15 protein-coding genes are annotated in these 17588 nt (G+C 72.7%); 9 read left to right on the top strand and 6 right to left on the bottom strand.

Features of this window, described 5'->3' with window-relative positions; translation table 11 throughout:
- Positions 1 to 27 precede the first annotated feature (27 nt).
- The 4 genes from ACWEJ6_RS05685 (at position 28) to ACWEJ6_RS05670 (ending at position 2069) form a co-directional block, all read left to right on the top strand.
- Positions 28 to 366 carry an ArsR/SmtB family transcription factor gene (locus ACWEJ6_RS05685; RefSeq protein WP_352356418.1) on the top strand — a complete coding sequence of 113 codons (339 nt, stop codon included), beginning with the start codon at positions 28 to 30 and terminating at the stop codon, positions 364 to 366.
- Complete coding sequence (locus tag ACWEJ6_RS05680) at positions 353 to 970, top strand: SRPBCC family protein (RefSeq protein WP_452421542.1); 618 nt, start codon at positions 353 to 355, stop codon at positions 968 to 970. Before ACWEJ6_RS05685 ends, ACWEJ6_RS05680 begins: the two co-directional genes overlap by 14 nt.
- On the top strand, positions 967 to 1365 hold the full coding sequence (locus ACWEJ6_RS05675) for a VOC family protein (protein WP_452421540.1): 399 nt from the start codon (positions 967 to 969) through the stop codon (positions 1363 to 1365). The genes ACWEJ6_RS05680 and ACWEJ6_RS05675 overlap by 4 nt, the downstream gene beginning before the upstream one ends.
- A gap of 65 nt (positions 1366 to 1430) precedes the next feature.
- Positions 1431 to 2069, top strand: coding sequence for an NAD(P)-dependent oxidoreductase (locus ACWEJ6_RS05670; protein ID WP_452421538.1), 639 nt, complete (start codon positions 1431 to 1433; stop codon positions 2067 to 2069).
- 124 nt (positions 2070 to 2193) lie between these two features.
- Here the strand turns inward: ACWEJ6_RS05670 and ACWEJ6_RS05665 are convergent, their stop codons facing one another.
- Positions 2194 to 5064, bottom strand: coding sequence for a hypothetical protein (locus tag ACWEJ6_RS05665; protein WP_452421536.1), 2871 nt, complete (start codon positions 5062 to 5064; stop codon positions 2194 to 2196).
- A 152-nt stretch (positions 5065 to 5216) separates the two neighbouring features.
- On the opposite strand from ACWEJ6_RS05665, the gene ACWEJ6_RS05660 reads away from it, so the two are divergent.
- Both ACWEJ6_RS05660 and ACWEJ6_RS05655 read left to right on the top strand, forming a co-directional pair.
- The gene (locus ACWEJ6_RS05660; protein WP_452421534.1) at positions 5217 to 7958 is read left to right on the top strand and encodes a hypothetical protein; all 2742 of its coding nucleotides are present in this window, start codon (positions 5217 to 5219) and stop codon (positions 7956 to 7958) included.
- A gap of 84 nt (positions 7959 to 8042) precedes the next feature.
- A complete protein-coding gene (locus ACWEJ6_RS05655; RefSeq protein WP_387675078.1) occupies positions 8043 to 8756 on the top strand; it encodes a hypothetical protein in 714 nt (237 codons plus the stop codon).
- A 15-nt stretch (positions 8757 to 8771) separates the two neighbouring features.
- Here the strand turns inward: ACWEJ6_RS05655 and ACWEJ6_RS05650 are convergent, their stop codons facing one another.
- Positions 8772 to 9368, bottom strand: coding sequence for a TetR/AcrR family transcriptional regulator (locus ACWEJ6_RS05650; RefSeq protein ID WP_452421532.1), 597 nt, complete (start codon positions 9366 to 9368; stop codon positions 8772 to 8774).
- A gap of 44 nt (positions 9369 to 9412) precedes the next feature.
- Between ACWEJ6_RS05650 and ACWEJ6_RS05645 the strand changes: the two genes are divergently transcribed.
- Entirely contained in the window at positions 9413 to 10360 is a 948-nt protein-coding gene (locus ACWEJ6_RS05645) for a GNAT family N-acetyltransferase (protein WP_452421530.1), read from the top strand.
- An 8-nt stretch (positions 10361 to 10368) separates the two neighbouring features.
- Here the strand turns inward: ACWEJ6_RS05645 and ACWEJ6_RS05640 are convergent, their stop codons facing one another.
- Positions 10369 to 10866 carry an FBP domain-containing protein gene (locus tag ACWEJ6_RS05640; protein WP_452421528.1) on the bottom strand — a complete coding sequence of 166 codons (498 nt, stop codon included), beginning with the start codon at positions 10864 to 10866 and terminating at the stop codon, positions 10369 to 10371.
- A 69-nt stretch (positions 10867 to 10935) separates the two neighbouring features.
- On the opposite strand from ACWEJ6_RS05640, the gene ACWEJ6_RS05635 reads away from it, so the two are divergent.
- Positions 10936 to 11505: a TetR/AcrR family transcriptional regulator gene (locus ACWEJ6_RS05635; protein ID WP_397156819.1), complete on the top strand. Its 570-nt coding sequence runs from the start codon at positions 10936 to 10938 to the stop codon at positions 11503 to 11505.
- A 60-nt stretch (positions 11506 to 11565) separates the two neighbouring features.
- On the opposite strand, the gene ACWEJ6_RS05630 is transcribed toward ACWEJ6_RS05635, so the two are convergent.
- The gene (locus ACWEJ6_RS05630) at positions 11566 to 12072 is read right to left on the bottom strand and encodes an RICIN domain-containing protein (protein WP_452421526.1); all 507 of its coding nucleotides are present in this window, start codon (positions 12070 to 12072) and stop codon (positions 11566 to 11568) included.
- Positions 12073 to 12178: 106 nt separating this feature from the next.
- Here ACWEJ6_RS05630 and ACWEJ6_RS05625 point away from each other — a divergent pair, with 106 nt between their 5' ends.
- Positions 12179 to 13651, top strand: coding sequence for a pyridoxal phosphate-dependent decarboxylase family protein (locus ACWEJ6_RS05625; protein WP_452421524.1), 1473 nt, complete (start codon positions 12179 to 12181; stop codon positions 13649 to 13651).
- A 22-nt stretch (positions 13652 to 13673) separates the two neighbouring features.
- Here ACWEJ6_RS05625 and ACWEJ6_RS05620 read toward each other — a convergent pair whose 3' ends face one another.
- Together ACWEJ6_RS05620 and ACWEJ6_RS05615 are read right to left on the bottom strand one after the other, a co-directional pair.
- The gene (locus ACWEJ6_RS05620) at positions 13674 to 14822 is read right to left on the bottom strand and encodes an SWIM zinc finger family protein (protein ID WP_452421522.1); all 1149 of its coding nucleotides are present in this window, start codon (positions 14820 to 14822) and stop codon (positions 13674 to 13676) included.
- Positions 14819 to 17542, bottom strand: coding sequence for a DEAD/DEAH box helicase (locus ACWEJ6_RS05615; RefSeq protein ID WP_452421520.1), 2724 nt, complete (start codon positions 17540 to 17542; stop codon positions 14819 to 14821). The genes ACWEJ6_RS05620 and ACWEJ6_RS05615 overlap by 4 nt, the downstream gene beginning before the upstream one ends.
- Between the last annotated feature and the right edge of the window lie 46 nt (positions 17543 to 17588).

Here is a 17588-nt window from a genome sequence, read left to right as displayed (position 1 = left end):
ATAAGTCGCACCTGAAACACTGAGGTCGTGCACGCGTTCGACGTCCTCGGGGATCCGGTCCGCCGCCGGATCCTGGAGCTGCTGGCCGGCGGCGAGCAGAGCTCCGGCGAGGTCACCGCAGTCATCCAGCGAGAGTTCGGCGTCTCACAGCCGGCGGTCTCCCAGCATCTGAAGGTGCTGCGCGACAACGGGTTCGCCAGCGTGCGGGCCGAGGGCACGCGACGGCTCTACGCCGTGGAGCCCGCGCCGCTGCGGGAGGTCGACCTCTGGCTCGACCGTTTCCGCGGCTTCTGGGAGCAGCGCCTCGACGCGCTGGCCACCGAGCTGGCGCGGGGCAGAAGAAAGAAGCACGATGGACAGCCTTGACGAGATATCCCGGATCAGGCGCGAGCTGAAGGACGGCGAGCGCAAGTCCGTGACCCTGACCCGCCACTACGACGCGGAGGTGGCGGACGTCTGGGACGCCTGCACCGACGGTGAGCGCATAGCCCGCTGGTTCATGCCGGTCTCCGGCGACCTGCGGCTGGGGGGCACGTACCAGCTGGAGGGCAACGCGGGCGGGCAGATCCTGGCCTGCGAGCCGCCCTCCTACCTCAGGGTGAGCTGGTTGTTCGGGCCCGACCCCGGCTTCTCCGAGGTCGAGGTGCGCCTGTCGGCCGAGGGCGGGGGCACCCGGTTCGAGCTGCGCCACACCGCCGAGGTGCCGCCGGAGATGTGGGGCCGGTTCGGGCCCGGGGCGGTCGGCGTGGGCTGGGACCTCGGGCTCCTGGGCCTCCGGCTGCATCTGTCCGGGCTGCCGATGCCCGACAAGGCCGGCTTCGAGCTGACCGCCGACGGCCGCCGCTACATCACGGCCAGCAGCCGGGCGTGGGGCGCGGCCTTCGAGGAGGCCGGGGCGCCGCCCGAGGCCGCCGCCGCCGCGGTCGCCGCCACCACCGCTTTCTACCTACCGACGGAGGACCAGCCATGAGCCAGAAGACCACCACGTTCCTGATGTTCCAGAACCGCGACGCCGAGGAGGCGATGAACTTCTACGTCTCGCTGTTCGAGGACTCCAAGGTGGTGGCCGTCTCCCACTACGGCCCGGAGGGGCCCGGGCCCGAGGGCACCGTCATGCACGCCACGTTCACCCTGGCCGGCCAGGAGTACATGTGCATCGACAGCAGTGAGCGGCACGCGTTCGGCTTCACCCCCTCGATGTCGATCTGGGTCGCGTGCGACACCGAGGAGGAGATCGACCGGCTCTACACGGCGCTGGCGGAGGGCGGCCAGCCGCTGATGCCGATCGGCTCGTACGGCTTCAGCACCAGGTTCGGCTGGGTCAACGACCGGTTCGGCGTCTCCTGGCAGCTCAACCTGGCCTGAGCGCCGCCCCGGACGGCGAGTAGGGTGAGTAAGTGTTTACCCACCCTCTTGCGAAGGGGCACGACATGAGGCTCGTCATCTTCGGCGCGACCGGTCGCACGGGGCTGGAGCTCGTACGGCAGGCGCTCGACCTGGGGCACGAGGTCACCGCCGTCGTCCGCGACGCCGCCCGGTTGCCGGCCGGGCTGCGCGACCGCGTCGAGACCGTGACCGCCGACCTGGCCGACCCCCGGGCCGTCGAGTCGGCGATCAAGGGAGGGGATGCCGTCCTGATCGCGCTCGGCCCGCGCGGGCGCGGCCCGACGACCGTGCACACGACCGCCATGCGCTCGATCCTCCAGGCGATGGCGCGGGTCTCGGCCCGGCGGGTGCTGCTGGTGAGCGCCGCGGGCATGGTCGCCGACGCCGGCGACGGCCCGTTCACGCGGTACGTGCTCAAGCCCCTCGTCCTGCAGCCGCTGCTGAGGAACTCCTACACCGACCTGGCCGAGTCCGAGCGCCTGCTGCGCGCCTCGGGGCTGGACTGGACGATCGTGCGCCCCTCCCGCCTGCTCGACGGCGGGCCCACCGGCCGCTACCGCACCGCCCTGGACCTCAACCTGCGCGGCGGCCGCTCCACCACCCGCGCCGACCTGGCCGACTGCATGCTGAAACTGGCCGCCGACCCGGCCTGGGCGGGGCACGTCGTCTCGGTGGCCACCTGAGTCTGTCAACAGGACGTCGATGCTGGGGTAGGCGGCGAAGGCCGCGGCTCGGTCCCGCACGGGCGCCCCGTACCTCATGGAGGACGGCCACCACGCGACGCGCGTGGTGGCCGTCAGGGTCGGGTCAGTACACCTCGATCTTGTTGGCGTTGACGTCGTCGAGCACCCCGATGATGTCGCTGTAGCGAGCCGAGGTGCCGGAGTCGATCGGCAGCGCCATCGTCTCCTGGGCGTAGATCATCGCGGCGCGTACGGTGCCCAGGCCCAGCCGCCTGGTCGTCGCCGAGTCGATCGCCGTCCCGGCGTTGACGCGCCTGGTCGCCAGGTTGAAGTACGTGCCCAGGGCGTGCTCGCGGAGCACGGTCTTGGGCCCGTTGGCGTCGTGGAAGGCGGAGTCGATCTCGGCCGCCGACAGGGCGCCGCTCTGGTCGCCGTCGTAGCGCTGGTCGGTGGCCTGGATGCGGGCCAGGGACTCGGCCGTCCACTGTCCTGAATGGTTCGTCCAGTAGCCCTTGGACAGCGGATCCCTGGTGGGCGGGACGGCCGTGACCGTGGTCGTGGCCGAGTCCGAGACCGGGTCGAAGGTGCACGCCCCGCCGGTGTTCCTGTAGGTCACGGACACCTCGCTCGCGTACGCCGTGCCCGCCGTCGCCAGCAGTGTCGGCCGCGCGGTGAAGACGATGTTCCGTTCGCCGGACCTGGCGGGCAGGGCGCCCACGTTCCAGACCAGCGTCCTGGTGCCGTCGGCGTTGAGCGTCACCGAGTCCGGCTTCGGCCCGGCGCCCAGGTCGAGCGCCTTGCTGTTATAGACGCCGGCGGGCAGCGTGCCGGTGATGACGGCGTCGGAGGCGCCGCCACCGCCGGTGTTCGCGTAGGCGATGGTGTACGTGATCGCCTCACCGGCGTCGACCGTGGCCGTCGCCGTCTCGTTCACCGTCAGCACCGGGGCGCGCACCGTGGTCGTGGCGCGGGCGGTGTTGTCGCTGATGTACGGGTCGGGCACGCCGTTCGTGTCCTTCCCGGTCACCGTGACGGTGTTGGTGAGCACCGTGCCGTCGGTCGTGTCGCACGGCACCTGGTAGGTGAACTTCGGCGTGACGGTGTGCACGTCGCCCTTGTTCAGGTCGGGCACCGGGCGTTGCCGGGTGGTGCCGTCGGGCAGCGTGTCGGTGAGCGAGACGGCGGTGGCCTTGCCCGGCCCGAGGTCGGTGACGTCGACGGTGTAGGTCACGGTGTCCCCGCCGTCGGCTTCGGCCTGGTCGGCGGACTTGGTGACCTTCAGGTCGGCCTGCTGCGACAGGGCCAGGACCATCTCCTCCGTCATCTCGTCGGGCGTGCTGCGCGGCACCCCGTCGTTGAAGCCGTCGGCGTTGAGCCTGGGGTTGTACTGCAGGTGGGCCCAGTCGTCGTAGCCGTGCAGCGTCTGGGTGCCATCGATGATGTTGCATCCCTTGCCCGGGACGCCGATGGACGAGATGTAGTTGATGTCGGCGGAGATGTCGCCCTCTGTGTTGCCCTTCTCCCCGTTCCAGTCGATCGGGCCGCTGTTGGCGGGCTCGACGTGGGGTTTGCCCTTGATCCCGTACACGGTGTAGCGGTCGGGGTGCGGCGTCCCGCGCACGCCGAGGTTCTCGTCGAGGTGCTGCTCCACGAGCCGGGTGGGCCCGGTGGTGCCGAGCGCGGTGCCGGTGGCCGTGCTGCTGTAGTCCATGGGCCGGGTGAGGTTGAGCTCGGGGAACTGGAGCGCGTAGTTCATCACGCTCAGGTAATTGGGTTTGCAGTTGACGTCCTCGTCGCCGCCGTGGCCCAGGCTGAGCGTGTGCCCGAGCTCGTGCATGAAGGTCGAGGCCTGGGCGACCCTCAGTCCGCCGACGTCGTTGATCGCCTGGGCGCTCCACGTGCCGAGCGTCACGATGAAGTCGTTGCCGCCCTGGGGGCCGACGGCGTACCACTCGGAGTTGCCGGAGGAGTCGGGATCTTCGAGGTAGCTCTCGGCGAAGATCATGTAGCGGTACACGTCGCGTTTGGCCGTCAGGATGTTCGCGCAGTTCCCGTCGTTGCGGTCGGCGCGGGTGCCGAAGTGTCCCGTGCAGGGGCCGGCCGGTTCGCCGTTCTTCAGCTCGTTGAAGTCCACGAGTACCGGATCGGACCTCTCGAACCGGATGTTGGACGTCTTCGGCAGTTCCTCGTCCTTCAGCACGTGGAGAGTGACGCCCAGGTACTTGGTCGCCGCCGGATGGGCCGGGTCGGGGTGATAGGGGTCGACCGGTGCTGCGGCGAAGGCGTCCACGACGTCGCCGAGCCCGAACCAGTCGGGCTCGTTGTCCTTCATGTAGTCCGCTTCGACGAACAGGTCCTTGCGGTAGGGCAGCGCGTTGTACGGCGGGTCGCCCAGGGCCAGGTCGACGTGGTTGTCGTTGTTGACGTCGTAGCCCACGCCCGGCGTCTCCCAGGCGTTCATGATGCCGTCGCCGTCGCTGTCGGCGGCGCCGCCCATGGTCCTGGCCAGCGTGATGCAGGCGGGTGTGGTGATGGTGAAGAAGCCGCGGGCCGAGTCAGGGCCGGTGGTCTCGCTCTCCCCCGACAGGGTCAGGGCGCCGGCGCCCTGCTCGGCGGTCAGGCCGCCGCCGGTGAAGACGCACGTGTTCAGGTCGAACTTGAGATCCAGGTAGTCGCCGTTCTTGGCCCAGTGGATGACGTTGTTCTTGCTCAGGTCGTCCTGGTCCCACAGTTCCAGGTGGATGTCGACGGGATTCTGGCTGGTGTCGACCGTGGCCTTGTGGACCCAGTTGGTCCGGAAGTCGGGGCCGTGGGCACAGCAGTAATCGTCCTCGCCGTCGTACAGGTCCTCGTTCCCGATCTTGAATTTGGGGTAGTAGTCGTTGCCGCAGGACTCGCCCGGGCCCTCGTCGCACGACAGCTCGACCACCCGGTACAGGCTGACGGTGACCTCCACGGTCGCCGCCTGGGCCGGGCTCGGACCGAGATACGCCAACCAGGCCAGCACCAGTAACGATGCGGCTAACGCACGAATGCTCCTCATTGCGCGTCCCCTCCAGACTGTGCATCCCGCTCAGTATGCGAAGGCGCGAAACAAGACGCTTGAGTAACCGGGTACTCAAGCCGTGCGTCTCTATCATCGTGAACGTGCCTGGCATCCGCGGGACTTCGACGCCGATTCCGTACGACTCCTTCATCTCCTACAGCCGGGCCGCCGACGGGCTGCTCGGCCCCGCTCTGCGTGATGGGCTGCACCAGTTCGCCCGTCCCTGGTACAAACTGCGGGCGTTGCGGGTCTTCTGCGACACGCGCAGCCTGTCGGCGTCCCCGGGACTGTGGACGACGATCGAGGCCGCGCTCGACGCCTCGCGCTGTTTCGTCCTGCTGGCCTCCCCCGAGTCGGCGCGTTCGGTGTGGGTGCGGCGGGAGATCGAGCACTGGCGCTCGCTCGAACCGGGACGGCCCATCTTCCTCATGCTCACCGGCGGCGACCTCGTCTGGGACCACGCGGCCGGGCACTTCGACCAGACCCTGACCACGGCGCTGCCCGAGTCGCTGCTCACGTCGTTCACCGAGGTCCCCCTGTGGGCGGACCTGCGCTCGATCCGCAGCCAGAGCGACCTCTCGCTCAGCAACCCGGCCTTCCTCGACGCCGTCGCGACGCTCGCCGCCACCCTGCACGGCCGGGCCAAGGACGAGCTCGTCGGCGACGACGTCCGGCAGCACCGGCTGGCCCGGCGCTTCCGGCGGCTCTCGTGGACCGGGCTGTCCGTCCTCACCGCGGCGGCGGTCGTCGCGGCCGCCGTGGCCGTCCACGCGGCCGAGGTCGCCGAGGCCCAACGCGTCAGAGCCGACGCCGAGCGCGACCAGGCCCTGTCGTACCTGGCCAGCGATCGCGGCATCCAGATCGGCGAGAGTGATCCGGTCGTCTCCGGCCTGTTGTCGGCCACCGCCTGGCACTTCGCCAGGACTCCCGAGGCCCGCTACGGCATGGTGGCCGCCCTGGCCTCCCCGGTGCGCGCCATCCTGGACAGCGGCTCCTACCACGGCGGCGCGGTGGCCTTCAGCCCGGACGGCCGGACCCTGGCCACCGGCGGCACGGACGGCATCACCCGCCTGTGGGATCCGGCGACCGGCCGGCCCGCCGGGGATCCGATCAAGGACGGCGGCCTCGCCCTGGCCTTCAGCCCGGACGGCCGGGCCCTCGCCGTCGCCGGCTCCGACGGGACGATCAGGCTGTGGGACCTCTCCACCAGGACAGCGGTCCCGCTCACGGGTCATCGGTCCGCCGTGTGGGCCCTGGCCTTCAGCCCGGACGGCCGGACCCTGGCCAGCGCGGGCCAGGATCACACCGCCCGGCTGTGGGACCCCGCCACCGGGAAACCCGTCGGAGGACCTCTCAAAGGCCACGCCGGCGAGGTCAGCGGGGTGGCCTTCAGCCCGGACGGCAGACTCCTGGCCACCGCCGGCCGTGACAGGATCGCCCGCTTGTGGAACCCCGCCACGGGAAGACCCGTCGGAAAGCCCCTCAAGGGCCACACCGACGAGATCCGAGCCGTCGCGTTCAGCCCGGACGGCCGGACGCTGGCCACCGGCGGCTACGACCGAGACATCCGGCTGTGGAACCCCGCCACCGGGAAACCCGTCGGACGGCCTCTCACAGGTCACACCGACGTCGTCACCGGACTCGCGTTCAGCAAGGACGGCCGGACCCTGGCCTCCGGCAGCTGGGACGGGACCGCCCGGCTGTGGAACCTGGCGACCCGGCGCCCGGCCGGCGACGCGTTCACCGGCCACAGCGGGTACGTCCACGGCGTGGCGCTCAGCCCGGACGGAGCAACCCTGGCCACCGTCAGCGGGGACGGGACCACCCGGCTCTGGCGCGCCGCCGCCCGGCGGCCGGTCACCGACCCGCTCATCGGCCACCAGGACGAGGTCTCGCAGCTGGCGTACAGCAACAACGGCGACATCCTGGTCAGCAGCGGAGCTGACGGAACCATCCGCGTCTGGGACCGGCTGACCGGCAGGCGACTCGGCCCGCCGATCCGCGGCAGGGACCCCTACACATGGCCGGTGGCGATCAGCCCGGACGACAGGACACTGGCCCTCGGTGACGACGACGGCGGTCTCCACCTGTGGGACCTGGCCACCCGGCAGCAAATCGGCACCCCCGTCAAGGCCGCGGCCGGCACCATCTCCGTGCTGACGTTCAGTCCGGACGGCAGGACCCTGGCCCTCGCCTCCGGCGAGGGAATCCTCCAGTTATGGGACCCCGCCACCCGCCGTCCGGTCACCGCTCCGACCAAGGCCCACAGCGACGTCCTCCACCGGATCGTCTTCAGCCGGGACGGCAGGATCATGGCCACCGTGGGAGGCGGCACGGCCAGGCTCTGGGACACCGCCACCCGGCGGCCGATCGGCGCCCCGATCGGGGGCTCCAGCGTCACCTGGCTGGCGTTGAGCCCGGACAGCAAGCTCCTGGCCACCGTGGGAGAGCAGGGAACGGTCAGGATCTGGGACACGGCAGGCCGCCGCCCCAAGGGCGCCTTCAAGAACCGCACGGGCACCATCTCCACCGTCGAGTTCAGCCCGGACGGCAGAACCCTGGCCACCGACGCCGCCGCGGGCGTCCAGCTCTGGGACGCGGCCACGACGAAGCCGATCGGGAACCCGTTCAAGAGCGGCGAAGGCGCTGTCTCGTCGCTGGCCTTCAGCCCGGACGGCCGGACCCTGGCCGGCTCCTACGACAAGGGAACGATCCTGCAATGGAAGGTGGACGTCCCGGCGGATCCGTTCCCCGCGCTCTGCGCGGCGGCCGGTCGCTCGCTCACCGAGCAGGAGTGGGGCCGCTACCTGCCGTCCGGCACCCCCTTCGAGAAGGTCTGCTGAAACCGCGGCCGACCCCCTACAGCCGGAGGGGGATCACACGTAAAGTCTGATCGTCGCAGTCGGCCGAGGAATGGAACCCCCCGGATGAAGGCACGTGTCGTCGCGATCATGCAGGTGCGGTGGGTGCGGCTGCTCGCGTCGGCGCTCGTCGGCGCCGTCGTGGGCCTGGCGATCTTCGAGATGACCGAGGCGGGCGGCCGGTGGATCTTCGTCGTCACCGGTGCGGTCGCCGGCATGGCCGCCGTGATCATGGCCCAGTTCTATGCCAGGACGGCCAGGCTGACCGAGGTGAAGGTCACCGTGCCGCAGCTCAGCGAGCTCACCTTCCTGGTGAACAACGAGAGCCGCCAGGTGGCCTGGCACCTGTTCGTCGAGACCGTCACCCGGGTCTCCGTCCAGTCGCTCGATGACGAGGAGGGCCTGGTCAGGGAGGCCATGAACTCTCTGTACGGCCTGTTCGCCACCACCCGCGACGCCCTCAAGACCAGCCGCCCCTCAGCCCCCGTGCCAGGCGGGCAGACCGTGGAGTACTTCGCGATCTCGATGCTCAACAAGGAACTGCGCCCGTTCCTGTCCAAGTGGCACCCGCTGCTGACCGCCTGGGAACGGGCGCATCCCGGCGAACCGGAGTCGGCCTGGCCCGGCGACCAGGAGTGCCGCGCCCATCTGCGCCTGCTCCAGTCCGCCATCTCCGCGTACGCCGAGGGCTTCGGCCACCTCGCCGGCATCCGTGACCCGCAGACGCTGATCGCGGGCATGATGCCCGCCGGGTCGCAGGTCCCTCCGACCGCCGGCTGACCTGAGCCCCACGGGCTAAGGGCGGGCCGCGATCGAGGAGAGGAAGTCGTCGAGCAGGGCGACCTGGACGTCCTCGGGGAAGCGGCCCGGGTCGAACAGCGCCTGGACGACGAGCCCGTGGGTGAAGGCCACCGCGCCGGCCGCCAGCCGTTCGGGGTCGGCCTCCCGGGGCAGTTCGCCGAGGTCGCGGGCGGTCTCCAGGTGGGCCAGCAACGCCGAGCGCAGCCGGGTGTAGCGGGCGGCCTGGCCGGCGCCGAGGTCGTCGTCGGCCAGGGCCAGGTCCCAGGAGCTGACCCAGATGCGGTTGCGGGCGACGTCGGCCGGGCCCAGCGGCAGGATGTCGAGCAGCGCGGCCCGGAGCGCCGCCAGGCCGGGGGCCGGGGGCTCGCGGCGGGGACGGGCGGCCGTGCGCCGCTCCAGCAGGTCGAGCGCGTGCCCGACCAGGGCCCGCTTGGTGGGGAAGTAGTGCATGAGCAGGCCGGTCGACACGCCCATGGCGGCGGCGACGGCGCGCAGCGTCAGCCCGCCGAACCCCTTGTCGGCCAGCACCTGCCAGACCGCCCGCGAGACGTCGTCACGGCGGGCTTCACGGTCTCCTGCTGCGGGCGGCATGCTGCTACCTTACATACCGAACGCTCGTTACGTACCTTGGGACGGTGTCCGTGTTCGCACTTCCGCTCGGCGACGAGGCCGAGCTCCGCCCGCTGGAGCCCTGGCGGGCCCAGGAGTTCCTCGATCACATCGACCGGGCCCGCCCGTCGGTGGACCCGTGGATCCCGTGGGCCGAGCGCAGCACCGACCTGGCCTCGGCGACGGCCGTCCTGCAGCGCTACGCCGACGACCAGGCCGCCGACGGCGCCCGCATCTACGGGATCTGGCTGGCCGGCACGCTGGTCGGCGGCGTGATGTTCACCCGGTTCGAGGCGGTCTCGGGGGTGTGCGAGATCGGCTGCTGGCTGGAGCCGGCCGGCGAGGGCCGGGGGCTGGTGACCCGGGCGTGCCGGCTGCTGATCGACTGGGCGTTCGCCGAGCGCGGCATGGCGCGCGTGGAGTGGTGGGTCTCGCCGGGCAACACGCGCAGCATCGAGGTCGCGCGCCGGCTCGGCATGACCCGCGACGGCGTGCTGCGCAGGCGTTTCCCGCACCGGGGCGAACGGCACGACAGCGAGGTCTGGTCACTGCTGGCCGGCGACGCGCCCGCCTCCGGCGACAAGGCCGAGCTCGACCAGCTCATGGCGGCCTTCCTGGACGCCTTCACCAACACCGGCGGCCGCCGCCCGGACGTCGGCGCCGTCCGGGAGCTGTTCGTCCCGCAGGCGATGATCGTCAACAACACCGGGCCCGAGCCCGTGGTGCACGACCTGGACGGTTTCGTCGAGCCCCGGCAGCGCATGCTGACCGACGGGACGCTGACGGAGTTCCGCGAGTGGGAGGTGGCCGAGCGCACCGAGATCTTCGGGTCGGTCGCCCAGCGGTTCAGCGACTACCGCAAGTCCGGCGTCCGGGACGGCGTGCGGTTCGCGGGCGCGGGCCGCAAGACCACCCAGTTCGTCCGGACGCCCGCCGGGTGGCGGATGAGCTCGATGGCCTGGGACGACGAGTAGCGGGCGGGTCAGGCGGCCACCTTGTCCAGGAAGGCGCGCACGTTGGCGTTCGCGCGGGCGACCTTCTCGGCCGGCGTCAGCGACTCGTCCACGACCCCGGCGCCCGCGGCCTCCCTCTTGCCGCGCAGGTAGAGGGGGCAGGCCAGGTCGGCGCACAGGTACTGCCCGACGGTGTTGCCCTGGCGGCCGGGCTCGCCGGTGCGGCGGGCGGTCATCAGGGCGACGCCGCCGCCGGTGTGCGTGGTCAGGCAGAAGGAGCACATGCTGCGCGCGGTGAAGGAGCGCGAGGAGCCGGAGGTGACCCGCAGGGCGACGCCGACCAGGGAGCCGTCGGCCTCGGCCACCAGGTAGGCGCGCTCGGGGGCGCCGGGATCCCGCCAGCCGAGGAAGTCGAGGTCGTCCCAGGGCAGGTCGGCCAGATCCCGGGGCAGGCCGGCGCGTTTGGCCTCGCCTTTGGAGCAGTTGATGAACGACGTGCGGATGTCGTGTTCGGTCAGGGGTCTCATGAGTGTGGAGGCTAGCTTTTCTTAACGGTAGTATGCAAATACTTAATGCCTGTAAGAAAGGGTGCTGCCGTGGCCCGCGCGGGAGTGACCGTCGACCGCCTGACCAGGGCGGCTGCGGACCTGGCCGACGAGGTCGGCTTCCAGAACGTGACCGTCTCCGCGCTCGCCCGCGGGTTCGGCGTCAAGCCCGCGGCCCTGTACGCGCACGTCAAGGACATCCAGGAGCTGCGGGTCAGGGTGGCCGAGCTGGCTCTGGGCGAGATGGCCGACCGGGCCGCCGCCGCGCTGGCCGGCCGGTCGGGCAAGGAGGCGCTGGTGCCCTTCGCCGCGGCCTACCGCACCTACGCCAAGGAGCATCCGGGCCGGTACGCCGCCACCCAGCTGGAGCTGGACTCCGAGTCGCTGGACGTCAGCGCGGGCCGCCGGCACGCGGAGCTGACGCGGGCCGTCCTGCGCGGCTACGACCTGGCCGAGCCCGACCAGACCGACGCGCTGCGCATGCTGAGCAGCACGCTGCACGGTTACGTGACCCTGGAGATGGCCGGCGGGTTCCGCCGCCATCCCCGCGAGGTGGACGCCTCCTGGTCCAGGGCCCTCGACGCCCTGGACGCGGTGCTCAGGAACTGGCCGCCGGCCTGAGCCCGCGGTCGGACCACGCGGTCGGACCACGCGGTCGGACCACGAGGTCAGACCACGAGGTCAGACCGCGGCCCACAGCTGGGCCTTGTTGGTCAGCCCCGGCGAGCAGGGGAAGATCTTGACGAAGGTGTCCAGGGTGTCCAGGCAGCTTCCCTGCGCCAGGGACGAGCGGATCTGGTTGACCCCCGACCCCTTGACGAACGGCACCCCGCCCAGCGTGAACCAGCGGACGGCCGGGTCGGCGTCGCCGCAGGCCCGTTCCACCACCTGCGCGCCGAAACCGGCCGAGTCGGCCGCCGCGCAGAGCCGGGTCAGCGGGTTGCGCAGCAGGAACGAGTCGCTCGCCAGCGGGACGATCTCCCACCGCTGCTCGTTGACGTCGTGGCAGGTGAAGCGCTGCAGCCGGGCGCCGGGGACGAAGATGTCGTCCTCGGTCCGGATGTCGAGGCATCTGCCCTGCTCGGCCTCCTTGACGTGGACCGGGCTGGCGGCTTGTGCGGCGGCGGGGACGAGGCCGAGGGCCAGCGCCGCGCCCAGGGCGGACATGATCCGGAGCGGGTGTCGCATGCGGGTCTCCTTGTGGTCGACGGGGTGCCTGTCCTCAGGGGCGTTCCATGGCGTTCCATCGCGGTGTCCGCTGGCCGCGGCGGCGCCGGTGCCGCACAGTGGCCGGATGAGCGATGCGACGAAGGGCCCGGCCCTGTCCGGTGGCGTGGGCGGGGCGGCCGCGCTGGAGCCGCTGCTGCGTGAGGTGCTGGCCGCCCTGGCCGAGGGCGCGCGGCGGCGCGGCGGCCCGCTGCCCGCCCGCACGCCCCAGGAGCTGGCCGCCGAAGTGGCGCGGGCGTTCGCGCCGGAGGGCGAGCGGCTGGGGGCGCTGACCGAGCTGCTGGCCTACGGGAGCGCTGATCCGGCCGATCCGTTCTGCGCGGCGCACCTGCACTGTCCGCCGCTGGCGGTGGCGGTGGCGGCCGATCTGGCGGTCTCGGCGCTCAACCCGTCGCTGGACTCCTGGGACCAGGCGCCGGCCGCGACCGCGCTGGAGACGGCGCTGCTGGCCGAGCTGGCCCGGCTGGTGGGGTTCGGGACGGCCGCGGCCGGCGTGCTGACCTCGGGCGGCACCGAGTCCAACCTGATGGGGCTGATGCTGGCCAGGGATCTGGCGGTGGGCCGGTCGGCGGGCGTCCGGGCCGAGCTGTCGGGCCTGCCGGGCGGGGGACCGCGGCTGCGGATCTTCGCCTCCGAGGCCGCGCACTTCTCCACCAGGCGGGCCGCGGCGCTGCTCGGGCTGGGTGAGGACGCGGTGGTCGCCGTCCCGGTCGACCGGGAGCTGCGGATGGAGGCCGGAGCGCTGGCCGGGGCGCTGCGGGCGAGCGCCGGGCGCGGTGAGCTGCCGGTGGCGGTGGTGGCCACGGCGGGCACCACGGACACCGGGGCGATCGACCCGTTGCGCGCGTGCGCGTCGCTGGCCGCCGAGCACGGCGCCTGGCTGCACGTCGATGCCGCCTACGGCGGTGGCGCGCTGCTGTCGGACCGGCTGGCCCCGCTCCTGGACGGTCTCGCGCTGGCCGACTCGGTGTCGCTGGACTGGCACAAGCTGGGCTGGCAGCCGGCCGCGGCCGGGGTGTTCCTGGTGCGCCGGGCCGAGACGTACGCCTCGCTGGCCCGGCGGGCGGCCTATCTCAACCCGGCCGACGACGAGGAGGCCGGTTACCCGAGCCTGCTGGGTTTGTCGCTGCGCACCACGCGCCGGGCCGACGCGTTCAAGATCCTGGTGACGCTGCGCACGCTGGGCCGGTCGGGGCTGGGCCGCCTGGTGGACGCCTGCCACGACCTGGCCCGGCACGGCGCGGCGGCGGTGCGCGCCCATGGGCGGCTGGAGCTGCACGCCGACCCGGTATTGACCGCGTTCCTGTTCCGGTACGTGCCGGCCGATCCGGCGCGCTCGGACGAGGTGAACGCGGGGCTGCGGCGCAGGCTGCTGCGGGAGGGCCGGGCGGTGGTGGGCCGGACCGAGCTGCCGGGGACGGGCCCGGGCCGGGTCCGGCTCAAGCTCACGCTGCTCAACCCGCACGCCAGGCCGGGCGACCTGGACCGGCTGCTGGCCGTGGTCGCCGCGGCGGGCGAGGCCGAGGAGTCCGGCCTCTGACCTCGCCTCCCGCCTGCCGGGGTCAGGTGAGCAGGGTGGACGGGTCGCGTTCCGGCGGGCCGGCGGGCCACCAGTGGCCGTCGTGCTCGGTGAAGGGGTACCAGCGGCCGTCGCGGCCGTAGCGGACCTGGCGGGGGCCGAGGGTCCAGCGGTTGCGCCAGGTCTCCAGCTGGGGCGGCGGGTCGCCGTCCCAGCCGGACTCCAGCAGCGCCTGGGCCCTGGCCAGGTCCTGGCGGGCCGGGGTCCAGGGGGTTTCGAGCACGTCGAGCCCGGGGGCGCCGCCGTACCGCCAGGCCTGGACGGCGGCGTCCAGGCCGAGGTCGAGGTCGTGCTCGGCGGCCAGGCGGACGCGGTCCTGGTACTCGGTCAGCGGTTCCAGGTGGCCGTGCAGCAGGATCTGGCGGGCGCGGGCGGCGGCGGAGGCGGCCAGCACGGCCAGGGCGGCCACGTCCACGCCGGGTGCGGGGTCGAGGGCGAGGGGGGTGAAGGCGGTCTCCCGCGGGGGCGGTTCGGGCAGCGGCGGCTCGCCGAGCGCGAACGCCTGCGCGGCGGGCACCCCGCCGGAGGCGTCCTGCTCGGTGGTCGCGCCGCCGGGCGCGCGGGCCGGGGGCGGGAGGGGCAGGTCGCGGTTCTGCAGGGCCTCGATCAGCTCCTGTTCGCCGCGTCCGCGCAGCAGCAGCAGGACGAACGGGTCGCCGTCCAGCAGCCAGGACGCCTGGTAGCACAGGGCGGCGGCGTGCTTGCAGGGGTGTCCCCAGTCGGGGCAGGAGCATTCGGGCTCCAGGTCGCCGACGGTGGGCAGCAGCGGCACGGCGGCGTCCTCGGCGGCCTCGACCAGGTCGTGCGGGACGTCGCGGTCGAGCAGGGCGGCGATGTGCCCGGCCTTGGCGGCGACCTGGTCGAGGAAACGTTCCCAGGCGGCGTCGGTGAGCTGCTCGACGCGGACGACGGTGTCGTACTCGTGCTCGGTGACGGCGGCCAGCCGGCCGGGGCTGACGGTGATCGGCCCGACCTGGCCGGTCTTGGCGTAGGCGCGGCCCTTGCGCAGCAGGGTCTGGTCGAGCGAGGTGTCCTCCAGGGCCTTGATCCACGCCTGGCCCCACCAGGTGGTGGCGAAGCGGGCGCCGGCGCGTTGCGGGGGGAAGGCGGCGAATCCGCGTACGGCGGTCATCTGAGCTCCACGAGTGCGGCGAGTTCGGCGTCGGTCAGCTCGGTGAAGGCGGCCTCGCCGGAGGCCAGGACGGCGTCGGCGAGCGAGCGCTTGGCGCCGAGCATGGCGGCGATGCGGTCCTCGATCGTGCCTTCGGCGATGAGCCGGTGCACCTGGACGGGCCTGGTCTGGCCGATGCGGTAGGCGCGGTCGGTGGCCTGGTCCTCCACGGCGGGGTTCCACCAGCGGTCGTAGTGGATGACGTGGTCGGCGCGGGTGAGGTTCAGGCCGGTGCCGGCGGCCTTGAGGGAGAGCAGGAAGACGGGGACGTGGCCGTCCTGGAAGCGGGCGACCATCTCCTCGCGGCGGGCGACCGGGGTGCCGCCGTGCAGCAGCTGGTTGGCGACGCCGCGGCCGGACAGGTGGCGTTCCAGGAGCCTGGCCATGGCGACGTACTGGGTGAACACCAGCACGGCGCCTTCCTCGGCGACGATCGTGTCGACGAGCTCGTCGAGCAGTTCCAGCTTGCCCGAGCGGCCGGTCAGGCGGGGGGACGATTCGTGCAGGTAGTGGGCGGGGTGGTTGCAGATCTGTTTGAGCCCGGTCAGCAGTTTGACGATCAGGCCGCGCCGGGCCATGCCCTTGGCGTTCTCGATCTGGGTCATGCTCTCGCGGACGACGGCCTCGTACAGGGCGGCCTGTTCGGTGGTGAGGGGGACGGGCCGGTCGGTCTCGGTCTTGGGCGGCAGTTCGGGGGCGATGCCGGGGTCGCTCTTGCGGCGGCGCAGCAGGAACGGCCCGACGAGCCGGGCCAGCCGGGCGGCGGTGTCGGCGTCGCCGGACTCGACCGGTTTGGCCCAGCGGGCCCTGAAGCGGGTCAGGGGGCCGAGCAGTCCGGGGGTGGTCCAGTCGAGGATGGCCCACAGTTCGGACAGGTTGTTCTCCACGGGGGTGCCGGTGAGGGCGACGCGGGCGCCGGCGGGGATCTCGCGCAGCGCCTTGGCGGTGCTGGAGGCGGGGTTCTTGACGTGCTGGGCCTCGTCGGCGACCAGCAGCCCCCAGGGGTGGGCGCCCAGGGTGGCCGCGTCCAGGCGCATGGTGCCGTACGTGGTGAGCACGAAACCGTCGTCGGCCAGGGTGCGGGCGTTGCCGTGGTAGCGGCGGACCGGGACGCCGGGCGCGAACTTGGTGATCTCGCGTTCCCAGTTGCCCAGCAGCGAGGCGGGGCAGACCACGAGGGTGGGGCCGGTGCCGGCGCGGTGCAGGTGGAGCGCGATCAGGGTGATGGTCTTGCCCAGGCCCATGTCGTCGGCCAGGCAGCCGCCGAGGCCGAGCGAGGTCATCCTGGCCAGCCAGCGCAGCCCTTGGAGCTGGTAGTCGCGCAGGGTGGCGGCCAGGCCGGGCGGCGGCGGCACGGGTTCGGGGTCGGTGAGCCGGTCGCGCAGGTCGGCGAGCCAGGCGGTGGGTTCGACGGTGATCTGTTCGGGTTCGTCCCCGCCGTCGATCTCGACCGTGCCGGTCAGGGCCGCGCCGAGCGCCTGCAGGCCGGTCAGGGGCTTGAGGTCGCGCTGGCGGGCCTTGCGGGCCAGCGCGGGGTCGATGAGCACCCATTGGTCGCGCAGCCGTACGACGGGCCGGTGGGACTCGGCCAGCAGGTCCATCTCGGCAGCGGTCAGCGGGGCGCCGCCGAGCGCGAGCCGCCAGTTGAAGCTGGTCAGGTGGTGGCCGCCGAGGAAGGAGGGCAGGTCGGAGGGCGCGCTGTCGCGTTCGCCGACGACGGCCTGGGCGCTGAGGCCGCGGACCAGGGAGCGCGGCCAGTGGACCTCGACGCCGGCGGCGGCCAGCCGGTCGGCCGCGCCGGTCAGCAGGTCCGCCACGTCGCCGTCGGTGAGGGCGAGCTCGTCGGGCACGGCGTGCTCCAGCAGCCGTTCCAGGCGGGGCCAGGAGCGGGCGGCGCGGCGCAGGGCGAGGGTGACCTCGATCCTGGCGCGCAGGCCGAACCCGGGGTCGCGGCCCTGCCACAGGTCGGCGGCATCCACGACGAGCGAGGGGTCGGCCAGGCCGTGCACCTGGACGACGGCCCGGAACTCGGCCTGGGCCAGGTCGTCGGCCTCCAGCCGGAGCGAGAGCCGAACGCCGGAGTCGAGCCCCGCCGAGACCTCCTCGGCCCAGGGCCGCAGGTGGGGCACCTTGACGGGCTTGACGGCGGCGAAGGCGGTGGTGCCGGTGGCGCGTACGGCTCCGGGCGAGCGCGGCATGGCGTCGGCCACGGCGTCGAGGAAGGCGCGCACCAGAGGCTCGGCGTCGGGCAGCAGCAGGTCGCCCACGGGGATGGCGCGGGCGGCGGCGGGCATGGCCGCGGCCAGCTCGCGCACGCGGCGGGCGTCGGCGGCGTCGAGGGGGCCGGCGCGCCAGGAGTCGTGGCCGTCGGGTGAGACGGCGGGCAGGATGCGGCCGCGGGTGACGAGCTGGAGGGCGACCAGCGCGACGGCGCCCCAGAAGCGGGTGGCCGGGTGGGCGGCGGCGTCGGCGCGGGCCCTGGCCAGCACGGCGACGGCGTCGGCGACGGGGATCTCGGTGACGGCGCGCTCGCGCGCGCGAGGTTGTCCGTCGTCGTCCTGTTCGATCACGGTGGCCGTGCCGTCGCCCTGGTCGTCGAGGAAGACCAGGTGGCCGGACCTGGGGGGATCGCCGGGACGGAAGATCGCTGGGTGTCGCGCCAGATCCGGAAGAGCACTCATAGGCCGTACAGTGTACGGTACATCGGGGTGTGGTTTACCACAGAGC

The organism is Nonomuraea sp. NPDC004702, assembly GCF_053601695.1.
The sequence above is the reverse complement of the archived record's forward strand: the minus strand, read 5'-3'. Positions and strand labels throughout refer to the sequence as shown.

Excerpts from the sequence above, each read along its gene's own strand:
- ACWEJ6_RS05680 (WP_452421542.1), top strand. The coding sequence starts at position 353 with ATGGACAGCCTTGACGAGATATCCCGGATCAGGCGCGAGCTGAAGGAC.
- ACWEJ6_RS05615 (WP_452421520.1), bottom strand. The coding sequence starts at position 17,542 with ATGAGTGCTCTTCCGGATCTGGCGCGACACCCAGCGATCTTCCGTCCC.
- ACWEJ6_RS05620 (WP_452421522.1), bottom strand. The coding sequence starts at position 14,822 with ATGACCGCCGTACGCGGATTCGCCGCCTTCCCCCCGCAACGCGCCGGC.
- ACWEJ6_RS05640 (WP_452421528.1), bottom strand. The coding sequence starts at position 10,866 with ATGAGACCCCTGACCGAACACGACATCCGCACGTCGTTCATCAACTGC.
- ACWEJ6_RS05625 (WP_452421524.1), top strand. The coding sequence starts at position 12,179 with ATGAGCGATGCGACGAAGGGCCCGGCCCTGTCCGGTGGCGTGGGCGGG.
- ACWEJ6_RS05650 (WP_452421532.1), bottom strand. The coding sequence starts at position 9,368 with ATGCCGCCCGCAGCAGGAGACCGTGAAGCCCGCCGTGACGACGTCTCG.
- ACWEJ6_RS05670 (WP_452421538.1), top strand. The coding sequence starts at position 1,431 with ATGAGGCTCGTCATCTTCGGCGCGACCGGTCGCACGGGGCTGGAGCTC.
- ACWEJ6_RS05675 (WP_452421540.1), top strand. The coding sequence starts at position 967 with ATGAGCCAGAAGACCACCACGTTCCTGATGTTCCAGAACCGCGACGCC.
- ACWEJ6_RS05630 (WP_452421526.1), bottom strand. The coding sequence starts at position 12,072 with ATGCGACACCCGCTCCGGATCATGTCCGCCCTGGGCGCGGCGCTGGCC.
- ACWEJ6_RS05655 (WP_387675078.1), top strand. The coding sequence starts at position 8,043 with ATGAAGGCACGTGTCGTCGCGATCATGCAGGTGCGGTGGGTGCGGCTG.